Source organism: Comamonas sp. BIGb0152, assembly GCF_024809975.1.
Classification (GTDB): domain Bacteria; phylum Pseudomonadota; class Gammaproteobacteria; order Burkholderiales; family Burkholderiaceae_C; genus Comamonas.
The window spans coordinates 1-17,718 of record NZ_JANUDY010000011.1; the positions used below are offsets into that span (position 1 = coordinate 1).

Sequence of the window (17,718 nt, forward strand, 5' to 3'; positions counted from 1 at the left end):
TTAGGCTGCCAGCCGTCAAAGCGTCGCTGCAGAATGTTGGCGGCCACCGGCAGTCGGTGATCAGAATCGGTGGTGACCACATACGCCCGGCGGTACACCGGACGCAGCCCTTGGCGCTGAAGACTTTGGCGCACCCGCTCGGCGCTTACGCATTCGCCGTGCTGGCGAAGTTGCTGCGTGATACGCGGGCGACCATAGCTGCGGCGGCTGTCGCGGTGAATGACCCTCACCTTGGCATCCAGAGCCTGATTGGCCAAAGCCCGTGCGCTGGGCGCTCGCACGCGCCATTGACAGTATCCTGATCGCGATACCGACAGCACCCGGCATAGCCGGCTCACCGTGTACTCGTCGCGATAATGCTCGATCCAGGCGTACTTCATCGCGACACCTTTGCAAAGTACGCCGTCGCTTTTCGCAATATTTCCACGTCCAGTTTCGCGTCGGCCAACTCCCGGCGCAGTCGACTGTTTTCGGCCTCCAGCTCGCTCACGGGCCGGCGCGTGGGCACCGCTGCAGAGCCCAACGCCACGTCAGGTACGTTTTTAGCAGCGGCGACAGAACGTCGCATCCAGTTGCCCAGTGTCGCCACTGGAACACCTAATCGGCGCGCCGCTTCATGGCCGCCAACCGATTCGGACAGCCTGGCCGCCTCGACTTTGAATTCATCCGTGTACTGCCGCCTGGGCAGTTTGCTACTTTGCATCTCGATTCTCCATACAGCTGAAGTTACCAACTTTTTGCTGTACGTGAAATCGAGGCAGGGTCACTATGAGGTTTGACCGAACGCACGCGATGAGGCCATGAGAGGCAGCAACCGCTGCATATCTGTCATTCACCGGCAAGCATTAGCCAACTTCGCCCCACAGCGTTCATCAGATATTTATGCCTGTCGCACCAGAGGAACAACCTCCGCGCCAAAACGCAGCCGGTCAAGGTAGTTAGCCCACGCCTGTACTTGGTCAAACCGCTTTTTCAGATACTGAGTCCGGTTATAGCTGCGCCCATTGGAGTCTTTGACCGCGTGAGCCAGATTGGCTTCGATAGCCAAAGGATCAAGATCTAACTGGTCAACCAACATCGTCCGCGCACTGGCTCGAAAGCCATGCCATGACTGCTCAGTTCCGAACCCTAGCGAATACAGAGCACTTCGAACAGAGTTATCGGACATCGGCCTTTCATGATCACGCTGCCCTGGGAATACATAGGTGCCACGCCCCGTCAGCGCTTGCAAGTTTCGCAACAGCTCTACAGCCTGCGTCGGTAGCGGAACCACATGTGGCTCTCCCTGTTCCTTTTCTACCTTCGTGCGCTTCATTTTCATGCTGGGAATTGTCCAAAGCGCGGCATCAAGGTCCACTTCTGCCCATTCCATCGTGCGAAGGTTTCCTGGACGTTGGTATAGCAAAGGTGCCAGCAAAAGCGCCGTTCGCACGGTGTGACTGCCTTTGTAGACATGCATTGCACGCAGCAATTCACCAAACCGCTTTGGCTCAACAATTGCAGGGAAATTTGTTCCCCGGTACGGCGTCAGTCGGTTCTTCAATCCGACGGTGATATCGCGCTGGGTGTTCCCCGCTGTGGGCAACTAGTAGCGCCAAATCTGACGGCACAGCATCAATGCACGATCTGCTGTTTCCAAGGCCCCCCGCTCTTCAATTTTTTGCAGTGTCGCAAGCAGCTCCATTGGCTCAATGCTGGCCATTTGCCGATCACCAATCCAGGGGAAGAGATCACGCTCCAATTGACGCTTCGTACGCCCTGCGTGGGTTTCACTCCATTGATCAACCTGCCTGCCATGCCATTCGAGGGCAATGGCCTGAAAGGTATCTCCACCACTTCGGGAGCCCTTCAGTTTTTCAAGCTTGCGTTCTTGAACAGGATCAATGCCATCTGCCTTTTTCAACTTGGCGATATCGCGAGCCTTGCGCGCATCAGCCAGGCTCTGAGCAGGATAGCTCCCCAGCGCCATCCGCCCCTCCTTGCCATCAAAGTACGTTTTCCAGAACCAGCGCTTGGAACCCGATGGACTGACCTCAAGGTACAGGCCAAGCGAATCGGTGAAGCGCGCTCGCTTCTTATCTGGTGGGCAGGTAGCGTTTTTGCATTGCTTATCGGTCAACATGTCCAAGGCTCCAAACGGGGAACAGACGAACCGGGGAACAATCCCCGTTACGCACACTTTACAGGTATTTGTTCCCCGATACGTTCCCCGGTCAGCGCTTGGCTGCCATGGGACACCATTGGACTAGATTAGACCGCAAGCCATTGATTCAATAAAGAAAAAAGGCGCTCACTGGATTTCAGTGAACGCCTTTGGACAGTATGGTGGTGGAGCTGGCGGGAATTGAACCCGCGTCCGTCAGCCTTCGTCGAGCAGATCTACATGTTTAGTGTTCTGATTTGAATCTCGCCCGAAATGCCGCGCAGACACACGCTGCATCGCAAGCCAGTACCCTTAGATCTTGTCATCTACCAAGGTACCCGGTAGACGACCAGCTGATGAAAATTCCCTTGCAGCCTGGAGGTATTGCTACCCCCTTGCCCAGCCCATCAACATGCTGTTGCAAGGCTCACCGGATTTAAGCGGCGAGTGCGAAACGTTCGTCGTTTGCAGTTAGTTTTTTGAACGGAGATTTACGAGCGTCATTCAAGCTCGACATGCACCACACCGATCCCGAACCCACGTCGAAACCAGGACAGCCCCATGCTCGCTATTTTAGGCCAGATTCAGCCGTTTCAAGAGCTCGTGTGGAGAATTGATGACATCATCTGCCTCCCAATGCGCAACCGACTGCTTTTCGCCCAGGTAGCCATAGACGGCAGCGACGGTGTGCATGCCAGCAGCCCGGCCCGCGATGATGTCGCGCTCGTCGTCACCGACATAGACGCAGTCCTGCGGATCGACGCCGATCCGGCGCGCCGCTTCAAACAGCGGCTCGGGGTGGGGTTTGGCATGCGGGGTGGTATCGCCACTGACAACAGCACCAGCGCTGGCAAACAAGGCCATCTGGCGCGACAGCGGCTCGGTAAAGCGCTTGGATTTGTTGGTCACCACGCCCCAGTGCAGCTGCTGCGCCACAATGCGGGCCAGCATGTCGGCCACACCGTCAAACACGGTGGTGTCCTGGGTCATGCGGCGCTCGTAGTTCTGAAAGAACTCTTCGCGCATGGCGGGGAACTCGGCATCTTCGGGCTGCATGCCAAAGGCCACCCGCAGCATACCCCGCGCGCCCGAGCCGGCAAACGGCCGGTAATCGGCCATCGGCAACGACGGCAGGCCCCTTGCCACCCGCATCTGGTCAGCGGCGGCGCCCAGGTCAGGGGCGCTGTCAATCAGGGTTCCGTCTAGGTCGAACAGAATGGCGCGTATGGATCTTTGCATCAGCCGGGCTTTCGGGTGGCGATCATGTAGTTGACGCTGGTGTCTTCATTGAGCCAGTAACGTTGCGTCAGCGGATTGAACTGCAGGCCCTTGCTATGGTGCTGCACCAAGCCGGCGCTGCGGCAGTAGTGGGCGAGCTCTGAGGGGCGGATGAACTTGGCAAACTCGTGCGTGCCCTTGGGCAGCATCTGCAGGATGTACTCGGCGCCGACAATCGCCAGCGCAAAGGCCTTGGCATTGCGGTTGATGGTGGAGAAAAACACCCAGCCGCCGGGCTTGACCAGGTCATGGCAAGCCTGCACCACCGATGCCGGATCGGGCACGTGCTCAAGCATCTCCATGCAGGTGACAGTATCGAAGCTCTCGGGCTGCAGCTGGGCCAGGGTCTCGACGGCGATTTCCTGGTAAGTGATATTAGGGGTTTGCGCCTCCAGTGCATGGAGCTGGGCCACACGCAAGGCCTTGGTGGCCAAGTCGATTCCGGTAACGGTCGCTCCCTTGCGCGCCATCGAATCACTCAGAATGCCGCCGCCGCAGCCGACATCCAGCACTTTCTGACCGCTCAAAGGGCTGATGGCATTGATCCACTCCAATCGCAGCGGGTTGATTTGGTGCAGCGGTTTGAAGTCACTGTCCGGATCCCACCAGTGCATGGCGAGTTCGGAAAACTTGGCCAATTCGGCCGGATCGGCATTCACAGTCTGGTTCATGGCCTGATTGTCCACCATCTGCGGGCGCATTCAGGCATAAAAAAAGCCCCACGAATGGGGCTTTTTTGCGAATGGGCAGAAGAATTACTTCTGGGTGCCCACCACTTCGATTTCCACGCGACGGTTCTTGGCGCGGCCAGCTGCAGTCTTGTTGTCTGCCACTGGTTGCTTTTCGCCCTTGCCTTCGGTGTACACGCGGCTCTTGTCGATGCCCTTGGACACCAGGTAAGCCTTCACAGCTTCAGCGCGACGCACGGACAGCTTCTGGTTGTAAGCATCAGAGCCGATGGAGTCGGTGTGACCCACAGCGATGATGACTTCCAGGTTGATGTTCTTCACCTTGGAAGCCACATCGTCCAGCTTAGCCTTGCCTTCTGGCTTCAGCACCGACTTGTCGAAGTCGAAGAATGCATCAGCAGCGTAGGTAACCTTCTGGATTTGAGCCACAGGAGGAGCGACTGGAGCAGGTGCTGGAGTAGCTGGGGCAGCAGTAGGTGCTGGTGCAGGAGCTTCAGCAGCCTTCACCAAAGCGCCGTCGCAGCCTTCAGCAGCAGTAGCAGGGGTCCAGTTAGCATCACGCCAGCACAGTTCGTTGGTACCGTTCTTCCAGACCAGCTCACCGCTGCCGTTTTGCCAGTTGTCAACTACTTTGCCGCCGTCAGCAGCCTTAATTTGTGCTCCAGCGGCGGTTGCAAGCGCTGCAGAGGCAAACAACATCGCCACTTTGTTCAGTTTCTTCATGGTTCTCCTCTTGGGGAAAAAGCCGCAGCCGCGCTGCGAATCAAGACGTCGTCAGTGACCATCACCAAAAACGTTCTTACTTATTGTGCCATAGGCGTACCGGATCGCCATAGTTATCTGTAGCGCCAACGGTAAGACAAAAGCGCATTGGGCCTAGAATGTTGCCGACATGCAACATCAGCTTGCGCCTAAAATGCCTCTTGTACTTCGCCACCTATGCCAGCACTATGACCCAGTTTGCTAAAGAAACATTGCCGATCAGCCTGGAAGAGGAAATGCGCCGCAGCTACCTCGATTACGCGATGAGCGTGATCGTGGGCCGTGCGCTGCCAGATGCCCGCGACGGCATGAAACCGGTGCACCGCCGGGTTCTGTATGCGATGCATGAGCTGAACAACGATTGGAACCGCCCTTATAAGAAGAGCGCGCGTATCGTGGGTGACGTGATTGGTAAATACCACCCACACGGCGACAGTGCGGTGTACGACACCATCGTGCGCATGGCCCAGGATTTCTCGCTGCGCCATATGCTGGTGGATGGCCAGGGCAACTTCGGATCGGTGGACGGTGACAGCGCGGCAGCCATGCGTTATACCGAAATCCGCTTGTCCAAGATCGCCCACGAGATGCTGGCCGATATCGACAAGGAAACGGTCGACTTCGGGCCCAACTATGACGGCTCGGAAAGCGAACCGCTGGTGCTGCCGGCGCGCGTGCCCAATTTGCTGATCAATGGATCGGCCGGTATCGCGGTGGGTATGGCCACCAATATTCCGCCGCACAATCTGAACGAAGTGGTGGATGCCTGCCTGCACCTGCTGCACCACCCCGATGCCACGGTCGATGACCTGATGGAGATCGTGCCTGCGCCAGACTTCCCCACGGCCGGCATCATCTACGGCATCAATGGCGTCAAGGAAGGCTACCGCACCGGCCGAGGCAAGGTGGTGATGCGCGCCAGGGTTCACTTCGAAGATATCGACAAGGGCCAGCGCCAGTCCATCATCGTTGATGAGCTGCCCTACCAGGTCAACAAGAAGACCTTGCAAGAGCGCATGGCCGAGCTGGTGCATGAGAAGAAGATCGAAGGCATCAGCCATATCCAGGATGAGTCGGACAAATCCGGCATGCGCCTGGTCATCGAGCTCAAGCGCGGTGAAGTGCCTGAGGTCGTACTGAACAACCTGTACAAGCAAACCCAGTTGCAGGACACCTTTGGCATGAACATGGTGGCCCTGATCAATGGCCAGCCCAAGCTCTGCAATCTGAAGGACCTGATCAAGGTGTTCCTGGAACACCGCCGCGAAGTGGTCACGCGCCGCACCGTGTTTGAGCTGCGCAAGGCACGCGACCGGGGCCATGTGCTCGAAGGCCTGGCCGTAGCCCTGGCCAACATCGATGACTTCATCGCCATCATCCGCAACGCCCCGACCCCCCCGGTCGCCAAGGCCGAGCTGATGACGCGCAGTTGGGACAGCAAGCTGGTGCGCGAGATGCTCACCCGCACCCGCACCGATGGCGGCGTGATCAGTGCCGATGACTACCGCCCCGAAGGTCTGGAAGTGGAATTCGGCATGCAGCAGGACGGCCTCTACCGCCTGTCCGAAACGCAGGCGCAGGAAATCCTGCAAATGCGTCTGCAGCGCTTGACCGGCCTTGAGCAAGACAAGATCGTTGCCGAATACAAAGAGATCATGGCGGTCATCGAAGACCTGCTCGATATCCTGGCCAAGCCAGAGCGCGTCTCCACCATCATTGGCGAAGAGCTGGTCACCATCAAGACCGAGTTCGGCCAGACCAAGCTGGGCGCACGCCGCAGCCAGGTGGAGTACAGCGCACAAGACCTGTCCACCGAAGACCTGATCACCCCCACCGACATGGTGGTGACCCTGTCGCACACCGGCTATATCAAGAGCCAGCCGCTGAGCGAGTACCGCTCGCAAAAGCGCGGCGGGCGCGGCAAGCAGGCCACGGCGACTAAGGAAGACGACTGGATCGACCAGCTTTTTATCGCCAACACGCACGACTACCTGCTGTGCTTCTCCAACCGGGGCCGCCTGTACTGGCTCAAGGTCTGGGAAGTGCCCGCTGGCTCGCGCGGCTCGCGCGGCCGCCCTATCGTCAACATGTTCCCACTGCAAGACGACGAGAAGATCAACGTGGTCCTGCCCCTCACCGGCGAATACCGTAGCTTCCCGGCCGATCACTATGTCTTCATGGCCACCCGCATGGGTACCGTCAAGAAGACCTCGCTGGACGAGTTCAGCAACCCGCGCAAGGCCGGCATTATTGCCGTGGGCCTGGACGATGGTGATGTGCTGATTGGCGCAGCGCTGACTGCCGGCCGCCACGATGTGATGCTGTTCAGCGATGGCGGCAAGGCCGTGCGCTTTGACGAAAACGATGTGCGCCCCATGGGCCGCAATGCACGCGGTGTGCGCGGCATGAACATCGACGACAGCCAGAACCTGATCGCCATGCTGGTGGCCGAGCAGCACCCCGCCGAAGTCGAAGCCCGCAAGGCCAAGGACGCGCTGGACAACCTGCAGATCCGCGACAAGGAACTGCAAGATGCCCAAGCACCGGCCGCCGATATCGAGGCCGTGCAAAAGCAAATCGAAGAGGCACGTGCCGCATTGGAAGCCGCCGACCTGGCTGCCATTACCGCACTGGGCGAGCAGCCCCGCGAGACCCTGCACAGCGTGCTGACCGCGACCGAGAACGGCTACGGCAAGCGCACCTCGATCATGGAGTACACCCGCCACGGCCGTGGCACCAAGGGCATGATTGCGATCCAGCAATCCGAACGCAATGGCAAGGTGGTCGCCGCCACCTTGGTGAGCCCGGACGACCAGATCATGCTGATCACCGACACCGGTGTGCTGGTACGCACCCGCGTCGCCGAGATCCGTGAGATGGGCCGCGCCACGCAAGGCGTCACCCTGATCGGCCTGGATGCCGGCGCCAAGCTCAGCGGTTTGCAGCGCATTGTGGAGAACGATGCACAGGCCGACGAGAACGCAGAAGGCGCAGAGGCTGCAGATGGCGCGGAAGGCGCGGAAGGTGCAGACGGTGCAAACAGCACGGGCAACACCGACAGCACCGATACCCAGAACCCCGCAGACGGCGCCTAAGCCCTACCGAAAAAGCCATGTTGCGACATGGCTTTTTCCTGCCCATTTTTGCTCTCATTTTTATAGCTATCACTGCTCGCCGTGCGAGCCAACAAGGCCTTCCATGCAACGCCCCTATAACTTCTCGGCCGGCCCGGCCGCCATCCCCGAAGACGTGCTGCAGCAAGCGGCCAGCGAGATGCTGGACTGGCGCGGCAGCGGCATGAGCGTGATGGAGATGAGCCACCGAGGCAAGGAGTTCATCTCGATCTGCGAGAAGGCCGAGGCAGATTTCCGCCAGCTGCTGGCTGTGCCCGCCAACTTCCACATCTTGTTCATGCAAGGCGGCGGTCTGGCCGAGAACGCCATCGTGCCGCTGAACCTGTCGCAAGGCGGCGCAGTGGATTTTGTCGTGACCGGCAGCTGGAGCCAGAAGTCCACCAAGGAAGCAGGCAAGTTCTGCGACGCCGCCGTGGCCGCGAGCGACGAAGCCCAGGGCTTTACCCATATCCCCGACGCTGCCAGCTGGAAGTTGCGCAGCGACGCACGCTATGTGCACATCTGCAGCAACGAAACCATCAATGGCGTGGAGTTCCAGCAGCTGCCGGATCTGGCCAGCCTGGGCAGCCAGGCGCCGCTGGTGATCGATTTCTCGTCGCATGTGGCATCGCGCAGCGTGGACTGGAGCCGTGTAGGCCTGGCCTTTGGCGGCGCACAGAAAAACCTGGGCCCCGCGGGCCTGACCTTGGTGGTCGTGCGCGATGATTTGCTCGGCCATGCGATGGCCATGTGCCCCAGCGCCTTCAACTACCGCCTGGTGGCAGACAACCAATCGATGTACAACACGCCGCCCACCTGGGGCATCTACATCGCCGGCCTGACCTTCGAATGGATCCTGCGCCAGCAAGAAGGTGCCGCCAGCGGCGTTGCCGCACTGGAGGCGCGCAACATCGCCAAGGCCGAGCTGCTCTACCAGGCCATTGATGGCTCCCAGCTCTACGAAAACCGCGTGGCGCGCGACTGCCGCTCGCGCATGAACATTCCGTTCTTCCTCAAGGATGAAACCCGCAACCAGGCTTTTCTGGAGGGGGCCAAGGCGCGCGGCCTGTTGCAGCTCAAAGGCCACAAGTCGGTGGGCGGCATGCGTGCCAGCATCTACAACGCCATGCCGATGGCAGGCGTGCAGGCGCTGGTCGGCTACATGCAAAGTTTTGAAAAACAAAGCTGATACCCTGCGCCCAGGTTGTACCCTGGAAACACTCTTACGTTATTCTTACCGGCTGGCAGCTTTCTCCCCAATAGCTGCCCGCACCGCACCCAGACAACCATGAGCACTCCACCCCAAGCGTCCCCCGAACTCGCCGTGCTGCGTGTCCAGATCGACAATCTCGACACGCAGCTGCTGACTTTGCTGAACCAGCGCGCCCTGGTCGCCGAACGTGTGGGCGAGCTGAAAAAACGCGAAGGCACGCCCTTTTTCCGGCCAGACCGTGTCGCCCAGGTCATCCAGAAAATCGAGAACGCCAACCCCGGCCCTTTGAAGGCCGCCCATGTCTCGGCCATCTGGCGCGAGATCATGTCTGCCTGCCTGGCCTTGGAGTCACCCCAGCGCGTGGCCATACTGGGCCCGGCTGGCACCTTCTGCGAAGAGGCCGCCATCCAGTATTTCGGTGGTGCCGCCGATATCCAGTACTGCAACAGTTTTGAAGAGGTCTTCCACTCCACCGCCTCGGGCAGTGCCCAGTTTGGCGTGGTTGGGGTGGAGAACTCCAACGAAGGCGTGGTCACCCGTTCGCTGGACATGTTCCTGCACACGCCCTGCCATGTGGTGGGCGAGGTGAGCCTGCTGATCCGGCACAACCTGATGCGCACCACAAACTCGCTTGAAGGCGTTGACGTGGTGGCCGCGCATCCGCAGGCGCTGGCCCAATGCCAAGGCTGGCTGTCCAAACACCTGCCCCATGCCGAGCGCCGCCCGGTTGAGAGCAATGCCGAGGGCGCGCGCCTGGCAGCCCTGCACCCCAATATTGCCGGCATCGCCAGCGAGCGCGCTGCGCAGCAATATGGCCTGCACATCATCAGCCACGCCATTCAGGACGACGCCTACAACCGCACGCGCTTTGCCATCATCTGCCTGCCGCACACGCTGGCCACGCCCGAGCCCACGGGCAAGGACTGCACCAGCCTGGTCGTCTCGGTGCCTAACCGCCCCGGCGCCGTGCATGAGCTGCTGATGCCGCTGAGCAAGCACGGCGTGTCAATGACGCGTTTCGAATCCCGCCCGGCCCGCACCGGCCAGTGGGAATACTATTTCTATATTGATCTGGACGGCCACCCGTCGCAGCCCCATGTGGCCAAGGCCCTCGAAGAGCTGCGCGCGCTGTGTGCGTTCTACAAGGTGCTCGGCGCCTATCCAGTCGGGGGTTGAATCGGTGAAAAAGTTTGAACATATGGCGCTGATCGGCTGCGGGCTGATGGGCGGCTCATTTGCCCTTGCAGCCAAACGGGCGGGGCTGGTCAAACGCATTGTGGGCTACAGCAAGTCGCCGTCCACCACCAGCCGTGCGCGCCAGATGGGCGTCATCGATGAGGAAGCCAGCTCGGCCTTGCAGGCCGTCTCGGGTGCCGATCTGGTGCTGCTGGCCATCCCGGTGGCATCCACCGAGTCCACCCTGACCAACATCAAGCACCTGATCAACCCTGACACCCTGGTGATGGATGTGGGCTCGACCAAGATGGATGTGGTGGCCGCTGCGCGCCGCGCGCTGCGTGACCGCTTTGGCTGCTTTGTGCCCGCCCACCCCATCACCGGCAAGGAAGTCTTCGGCGTGGACCATGCCGATGTGAACCTCTACCGCGACGCACAGGTGGTGCTCACCCCCACCGAGCTGACCAAGGTGGCCCAGCTGCGCCAGGCCGAAGCCATCTGGAAGGCCATTGGCAGCCATGTGACCAGCATGGCGCCCGAGCAGCATGATGCGGCGCTGGCCGCCAGCAGCCACGCGCCCCACCTGGTGGCCATGGCCTATATCAACTCGCTGTTGTCGCAAGACGGTGCGCACCGCATGCTGTCCCTGGCCGGCCCGGGCTTTCGTGATTTCACCCGCATCGCAGCGGCCGAGCCGCAGATGTGGCGCGATATCTTCCTGGCCAATCGCAGCGAAATCCTCAAGCAAATCCAGTCGCTGCAGCACATGCTGGGCAACTACGAGGCCGCCCTGCTGACCGACGACCAGGCCAAGCTGGAGCAACTGCTGCGCGAAGCCAGCGGCACCCGCTCGCAGTGGAAGCAGGGCAAGCTCTACACCGCCGAGTCGCTGTCCAAGCACAAAACCCCTGCAGCCTAGATCGCTACCCAGACCGGGGGACCGATAATAGCCAGTGGCGCTGCCTGATGACAGAGGCAGCGCCACCTTCTTTTTGCGACCACCGCGCCGCCTGCTGCAGGCCTGGCGCCACCACCCCACAGCAGAGCCCGCCATGTTCTCCACCGCATTTCTCGATATCCCCGCCTTGCAAAGCGCCCATGGTGAAGTGCAGCTACCCGGCTCCAAGAGCATCTCCAACCGTGTGCTGCTTTTGGCCGCGCTGAGCGCGGGCACCACCACCATCCACGACCTGCTGGACTCCGATGACACCCAGGTCATGCTCCGGGCCCTGGAGCAGCTGGGTTGCGCGGTGGTGCGCAGCACCGATCCGGCCCATCTCAACAGCTACCACATCACCGGTATCGCAGGCCAGCTGACGCCGGCGCTCGCAGCCCGCAGCACCGCGCTGTTCCTGGGCAATGCCGGCACCGCCATGCGCCCGCTCACCGCAGCGCTGGCCTTGCTGGGTGGCCATTTTGAGATGAGTGGCGTGCCGCGCATGCACGAACGCCCCATTGGCGATCTGGTCGATGCGTTGCGCCAGTTGGGCTGCAAGATCGACTATCTGGGCAACGACGGTTTTCCGCCGCTGCGCATCCAGCCGATAACGGCCGCGCAGCTGCACCTGAACACGCCCATCACCGTGCGCGGCGATGTCTCCAGCCAGTTCCTCACCGCGCTGCTGATGGCGCTGCCCCTGGTCGCCACCCAGCAGGACATCGTGATCGAAGTGGCAGGCGAGCTGATCTCCAAGCCCTATATCCACATTACCCTGGAGCTGCTCAAGCGCTTTGGCATCCCCATCAAGAACGAGCAGTGGCAGCGCTTTACCGTGCTCGCTGGCAGCCGTTACCAGTCCCCGCACGAGATCCATGTCGAGGCCGATGCCTCCTCGGCCAGCTACTTCATCGCGCTGGGCGCCATTGCCGCGAGCAAGGGCAGCAAGCCCAATGCGCAAGGCGGCACCTCCAGTGTGGACCGGGTCGTCAAGGTCATGGGCGTGGGCGCGCAATCCATCCAGGGCGACATCCGCTTTGTCGATGCCGCACGCGCCATGGGCGCCGCCATCACCAGCGGCCCCAACTGGCTGGAGATCCGCCGGGGCGCCTGGCCGCTGCAGGCCATCGACATGGACTGCAACCACATCCCCGATGCGGCCATGACCCTGGCCGCTATGGCGCTGTATGCCAATGGCACCACCACCTTGCGCAACATCGCCAGCTGGCGTGTCAAGGAAACCGACCGCCTGACCGCGATGGCCATCGAGCTGCGCAAGCTCGGCGCCGTAGTGGTGGAAGGCGCGGACTACCTGACCATCACCCCACCCGCCAACCGCGAGGCCTGGAAGCCCGCCAGCATCCACACCTATGACGACCACCGCGTGGCCATGTGCTTCTCGCTGGCTGCGTTCAACCCGGCCGGCCTGCCGGTGCGCATTGAAGACCCCAAGTGCGTGGCCAAAACCTTCCCCGGTTATTTCGAGGCCATGTTCTCGGCCGTGCGTGCGGTGCCTGGCTCCGTGCCGGTGATCTGCATCGATGGGCCCACCGCCTCGGGCAAAGGCACCGTGGCCGCAGCCGTGGCCGAGCAGCTGGGCTACCACCTGCTCGACTCGGGCGCGCTCTACCGCATCACCGGCCTGGCCGCCACCCGCGCCGGCATTCCCATCGATGCCGAGCATGCCAGCCAGATCGCCGCGCTGATTGCGCAGCTCGACATCCAGTTTGGCGCCAACCAGCAAGTGCGGCTTGACGGCGAAGACATCAGCCTGGCCATCCGCAGCGAAGAGGCCGGCATGAACGCCTCGCTGGTCTCTGCGCTGCCCGCCGTGCGCCAGGCGCTGGTGCAGGCCCAGCATGATTTTCGCCAGCTGCCCGGCCTCGTCGCTGACGGCCGCGACATGGGCACGGTGATTTTCCCGCTCGCCCCTTTGAAGGTCTATCTGACGGCCAGCGCGGCCAAGCGCGCCGAGCGCCGCCATAAACAGTTGATTGAAAAAGGAATACCGGCTACAATAGCCGACCTTCGTGCTGACTTGGAGGCGCGTGATGCGCGCGATATGAACCGCGCCACCGCCCCCTTGCACGCAGCGCAGGATGCATTCTTGCTGGACAACTCCGAGATGAGCGTGGACAACGCGGTCGCTCAGGTGCTGTCCTGGTGGGAAAAGCGACAGCCGTTTGGCAAAGAGCAGGCCTGAGGCGCCCAGCGCACCTTGAGCCTGTCTTCCCAGCGGTGTTACCCGCCCCTGCAACCTTCTACTGGTGGATCTAACCGCCATGGGTTGCCGGGTTGTTTAACTTTGAACCCCGTGGTGTCACAACCACACAACCTGCACGGCCAGCCATAAAAACGTCAGCAACAGTGCTGCCGGAAACCTGCCCGTGTCTAAGGAAATACATGTCTGAATCTTTTGCCGCCCTTTTTGAAGAGTCGTTGACACGCACCGAAATGCGTCCTGGCGAAGTGATCACTGCTGAAGTCGTGCGCGTTGAGCACAACTTCGTGGTGGTGAACGCCGGCCTGAAGTCCGAAGCCTATGTGCCAATCGACGAATTCAAGAACGACCAGGGCGAAATCGAAGTCCAAGTGGGCGACTTCGTGTCCGTGGCTATCGGTTCCATCGAAAACGGCTACGGCGACACCATCCTGTCGCGCGACACCGCCAAGCGTCTGGCTTCCTGGCTGGCCCTGGAAAAGGCGCTGGAATCGGGCGAGTTCGTGACCGGCACCACCTCCGGCAAGGTCAAGGGCGGCCTGACCGTTCTGGTCAACGGCATCCGCGCGTTCCTGCCAGGCTCGCTGATCGACACCCGTCCGATCAAGGACCTGACCCCTTACGAAAACAAGACCCTGGAATTCAAGGTCATCAAGCTCGACCGCAAGCGCAACAACGTGGTGCTGAGCCGCCGCGCTGTGGTGGAAGCCTCGATGGGCGAAGAGCGCGCCAAGCTGATGGAAACCCTCAAGGAAGGCTCCATCGTTCAAGGCGTGGTCAAGAACATCACCGAATACGGTGCGTTCGTGGACCTGGGCGGTATCGACGGCCTGCTGCACATCACCGACATGGCATGGCGCCGCGTGCGTCACCCATCCGAAGTGGTGACCGCTGGCCAAGAAATCACTGCCAAGATCCTGAAGTTCGACACCGAAAAGAACCGTGTCTCGCTGGGTCTGAAGCAAATGGGCGACGATCCATGGATGGGCGTTTCGCGCCGTTATCCATCGAGCACCCGTCTGTTCGGCAAGGTCACCAACATTGCTGACTACGGCGCATTCGTGGAACTGGAACCAGGCATCGAAGGTCTGGTGCACGTGTCCGAAATGGACTGGACCAACAAGAACGTTGCTCCTTCCAAGCTCGTGACCCTGGGCGACGAAGTCGAAGTCATGGTTCTGGAAATCGACGAAGACAAGCGTCGCATCTCCCTGGGCATGAAGCAGTGCAAGGCCAACCCATGGCAAGAATTCGCGCAGAACACCAAGCGTGGTGACCGCGTCAAGGGCCCGATCAAGTCGATCACCGACTTCGGCGTGTTCGTGGGCCTGGCCTCCGGCATCGACGGTCTGGTTCACCTGTCTGACCTGTCGTGGAACGAAACCGGCGAAGCCGCTGTTCGTAACTACAAAAAGGGCCAGGAAGTGGAAGCCATCGTGCTGGCCGTGGACGTGGACCGTGAGCGTATCTCGTTGGGCATCAAGCAGCTCGACAGCGATGCATTCACCACGTTCGCTACCGTGAACGACAAGGGCCAGATCGTGACCGGCAAGGTCAAGACCGTGGACGCCAAGGGCGCTGAAATCGACCTGGGCGACGACATCGTCGGCTACCTGCGTGCTTCCGAAATCTCGGTGGACCGCGTGGAAGACGCCCGTTCCGTGCTGAAGGAAGGTGATGAAGTTACCGCCGTGGTGACCAATGTGGATCGCAAGAGCCGCAGCATCTCCCTGTCCATCAAGCAAAAGGACCACGCTGAGCAGCAAGAAGCCATGTCTTCGCTGTCGCAGCAATCGTCCAAGGAAAATGCTGGTACCACCAGCCTGGGCGCACTGCTGCGCGCCAAGCTGGACGCCGACAAGTAATTGACGGCCCCGCTACCGACCCATGCCTTGCCCGTCTTGGTATAGTCGGTAGCTTGCAGACAAGGTGGGCGCCCAGTGCGCCCACCAATGCTTTGATTATTTGATTCACGAAGATTCCACATTCGTATGACCCGATCCGATCTGATTGAAGAGCTTGCCGCTCGATTCCACCAGCTGACGCAGCGGGATGCGGAGCAGGCCGTCAAAACGATTCTGGAGGCCATCGAAGACTCCCTGGTACGCGGACAACGCATCGAAATCCGTGGCTTTGGCAGCTTCACCATTACCCATCGCCAACCGCGCCTGGGCCGCAACCCCCGCAGCGGTGAAGCCGTGCAGGTGCCCGCCAAACGCGTCACCCACTTCAAGCCCGGCAAGGCCTTGCGCGAATCGGTGGACGACCCGAGCAATATCCTGACCTCGGCAGCAAGCCCCAAGAACAACGACGAATAAAGCGCTGGCTGCGGCGGCCGCCTACGGGTGCAGCGGCCCCTGCTTCTGGTTGACCAACGAACGCTCCACTGTGGAGCGTTTTTTCATGGCCTGGCGGGCCAGCACCCCTCTGCCGTCCCCTGCCCGGCGCTTGTCGGCATACCTGTGTGACAAGCTGGGAGCCGGGGCACGCGCTATGCTGCGCAATCTTTGCGTTGGCACCATGCAGCAGCCCCCACCACCAGACACCTCCTTCCCACAACCGCCCAACCGGCGCCAATGGCTGCAAGGCCTGGGCGCGCTTGGGCTGGCCGCCAACTTTGGCACCACGGCCCATGCGCAAACGCTTGCCATGGCCCCCTGGCCGGTGTCCGAGCAGTTGTTTGGCCTGGGCGTCGCCAGTGGCGAGCCCGATGCCAGCAGCGTCGTGCTGTGGACGCGCTTGCTGCCCAGCAGCCATGCGCCGCTGCTGCGCCCACAGACGGTGCACTGGGAGCTGGCCCATGACGCCCAGTTCCACCAGATCGTGCGCCAGGGCGAGGCCATGGCCACGCCCGATGGCGGCCACAGCGTGCATGTGCTGGCCCAGGGCTTGGAGGCTGAGCGCTGGTACTACTACCGCTTTCACTGCCAGGGCCAGACCAGCGCCACCGGCCGCACCCGCACCGCCCCCGCCGCAGGCGCTGCCGTCGCACAGCTGCGCCTGGTCTATGCCTCCTGCCAGCGCTGGGAGCATGGCTACTACGCCGCCTGGCGCCATGCCCGGGAGGACGATCCCGACCTGGTGGTCTTTCTGGGCGACTACATCTACGAATACGCCTCACCCAAATCCCCCGCCAAGCAAAAGCGCAGCCAGCTCGCTCGCCTGCAACCGCTGGCCTATCCCGTCAGTTTGCAGGACTACCGCGACCGCTATGCGCTGCACAAAAGCGATCCGGACCTGCAGGCCATGCATGCCCATTGCCCCTGGCTTGTGACCTGGGACGACCATGAGGTGGAAGACAACTATGTGGGCGACTATGGCGTGGGCAAGGTCCAGGCCTTTGCTGCCAAGCGCCTGGCGGCTTACCAGGCGTTTTACGAGAACATGCCACTGCGCGCCTCGATCGCCTACAAGCAGGCCGGGCTGGCCATGCCAGCGGCCGGTACCCCGCTGTACCGCCAGCAAAGCTGGGGCGCATTGGCCGAGCTATGGGTGCTGGATGCGCGCCAGTACCGCGACCTCCAGGCCTGCCGTGCGCCCATGGGCAAAAGCCCGGCCTCCGTCAAGGCCGCAGACTGCGCCGATCTGGCAAGCGACCGCCGCAGTTTTCTGGGCTGGAGCCAAGAGCGCTGGCTGGCTGGCCAGCTGGCGGGCAACAGCGCGGCAAAGCCTGAGAGCCGGCGCTGGAGCGTCATCTGCCAACAAACCCTGTTTGCAGAGCGCGCCTTTCCAAGTGGCCGCACCAGTGCCGACACTTGGGACGGCTACCCCGCCGCACGCCAGCGCCTGCTGCGCGCCATTGGCCAAGCGCAGTTGCGTAACACCGTGCTGCTGGGCGGCGACATCCACCAGAACTATGTCTGCCGCATCCATGACCCGGAGGCCGCCAAGCCCGAGCAGGTGTTGGCCAGCGAATTCTGCGGCACCTCGATCAGCGCACACTCTGGCACCACCCAGGCCCGGGTCGATGCCATCGTCGCCCACAACCCCCATGTGCTACTGGCCCGCTGCGATGAACGCGGCTATGGCCTGTGCGACATCAGCCCCAAACTCTGGACCACCCAGCTGCGCGTCGTCAACCAACCGCAGTATGCGGACAGTGCCGCGCACACCTTGGCCCGCTTTGTGGTGGAGGACCAGGTGGCCGGCCCCCAGTGGGCCTGATCTCTGCAGCGCTGCAGCGGGC

The 17,718-nt window shown here is 61.5% G+C and carries 13 protein-coding genes, 1 other RNA gene and 1 pseudogene; 8 read left to right on the forward strand and 7 right to left on the reverse strand.

Annotated features, from left to right (window positions below; translation table 11 throughout):
- The 7 genes and pseudogenes from M2375_RS19030 to ompA form a co-directional block, all read right to left on the reverse strand.
- Window positions 1-703, reverse strand: a pseudogene (locus M2375_RS19030) (transposase); the annotation flags it as partial.
- Between the two features lie 177 nt (window positions 704-880).
- A complete protein-coding gene (locus tag M2375_RS19035; RefSeq protein ID WP_259169544.1) occupies window positions 881-1,543 on the reverse strand; it encodes a site-specific integrase in 663 nt (220 codons plus the stop codon).
- Window positions 1,544-1,585: 42 nt separating this feature from the next.
- The gene (locus tag M2375_RS19040) at window positions 1,586-2,122 is read right to left on the reverse strand and encodes a phage integrase central domain-containing protein (protein WP_259169545.1); all 537 of its coding nucleotides are present in this window, start codon (window positions 2,120-2,122) and stop codon (window positions 1,586-1,588) included.
- Between the two features lie 204 nt (window positions 2,123-2,326).
- Window positions 2,327-2,704, reverse strand: a transfer-messenger RNA (tmRNA) gene (ssrA, locus tag M2375_RS19045).
- A 12-nt stretch (window positions 2,705-2,716) separates the two neighbouring features.
- Window positions 2,717-3,382: a phosphoglycolate phosphatase gene (gene gph / locus M2375_RS19050; RefSeq protein WP_259169546.1), complete on the reverse strand. Its 666-nt coding sequence runs from the start codon at window positions 3,380-3,382 to the stop codon at window positions 2,717-2,719.
- The gene (gene ubiG / locus M2375_RS19055; RefSeq protein WP_259169547.1) at window positions 3,382-4,092 is read right to left on the reverse strand and encodes a bifunctional 2-polyprenyl-6-hydroxyphenol methylase/3-demethylubiquinol 3-O-methyltransferase UbiG; all 711 of its coding nucleotides are present in this window, start codon (window positions 4,090-4,092) and stop codon (window positions 3,382-3,384) included. Before ubiG ends, gph begins: the two co-directional genes overlap by 1 nt.
- Window positions 4,093-4,176: 84 nt before the next feature.
- Window positions 4,177-4,833: an outer membrane protein OmpA gene (gene ompA, locus M2375_RS19060; protein WP_259169548.1), complete on the reverse strand. Its 657-nt coding sequence runs from the start codon at window positions 4,831-4,833 to the stop codon at window positions 4,177-4,179.
- 227 nt (window positions 4,834-5,060) lie between these two features.
- On the opposite strand from ompA, the gene gyrA reads away from it, so the two are divergent.
- The 8 genes from gyrA (at window position 5,061) to M2375_RS19100 (ending at window position 17,696) form a co-directional block, all read left to right on the forward strand.
- Entirely contained in the window at window positions 5,061-7,967 is a 2,907-nt protein-coding gene (gene gyrA / locus M2375_RS19065) for a DNA gyrase subunit A (protein ID WP_259169549.1), read from the forward strand.
- A 103-nt stretch (window positions 7,968-8,070) separates the two neighbouring features.
- Window positions 8,071-9,174: a 3-phosphoserine/phosphohydroxythreonine transaminase gene (serC, locus tag M2375_RS19070; protein ID WP_259169550.1), complete on the forward strand. Its 1,104-nt coding sequence runs from the start codon at window positions 8,071-8,073 to the stop codon at window positions 9,172-9,174.
- Between the two features lie 99 nt (window positions 9,175-9,273).
- Complete coding sequence (gene pheA, locus M2375_RS19075; RefSeq protein ID WP_259169551.1) at window positions 9,274-10,374, forward strand: prephenate dehydratase; 1,101 nt, start codon at window positions 9,274-9,276, stop codon at window positions 10,372-10,374.
- A 22-nt stretch (window positions 10,375-10,396) separates the two neighbouring features.
- Window positions 10,397-11,293 (forward strand): prephenate dehydrogenase/arogenate dehydrogenase family protein, encoded by an 897-nt coding sequence (locus M2375_RS19080; RefSeq protein WP_259169860.1) that lies wholly within the window; start codon window positions 10,397-10,399, stop codon window positions 11,291-11,293.
- Window positions 11,294-11,426: 133 nt separating this feature from the next.
- Window positions 11,427-13,514, forward strand: coding sequence for a bifunctional 3-phosphoshikimate 1-carboxyvinyltransferase/cytidylate kinase (locus tag M2375_RS19085; protein WP_259169552.1), 2,088 nt, complete (start codon window positions 11,427-11,429; stop codon window positions 13,512-13,514).
- Window positions 13,515-13,714: 200 nt separating this feature from the next.
- The gene (gene rpsA / locus M2375_RS19090) at window positions 13,715-15,397 is read left to right on the forward strand and encodes a 30S ribosomal protein S1 (protein WP_259169553.1); all 1,683 of its coding nucleotides are present in this window, start codon (window positions 13,715-13,717) and stop codon (window positions 15,395-15,397) included.
- 126 nt (window positions 15,398-15,523) lie between these two features.
- Window positions 15,524-15,850, forward strand: coding sequence for an integration host factor subunit beta (locus M2375_RS19095; RefSeq protein WP_182324174.1), 327 nt, complete (start codon window positions 15,524-15,526; stop codon window positions 15,848-15,850).
- A 202-nt stretch (window positions 15,851-16,052) separates the two neighbouring features.
- A complete protein-coding gene (locus M2375_RS19100; RefSeq protein ID WP_259169554.1) occupies window positions 16,053-17,696 on the forward strand; it encodes an alkaline phosphatase in 1,644 nt (547 codons plus the stop codon).
- Window positions 17,697-17,718: the final 22 nt, after the last annotated feature.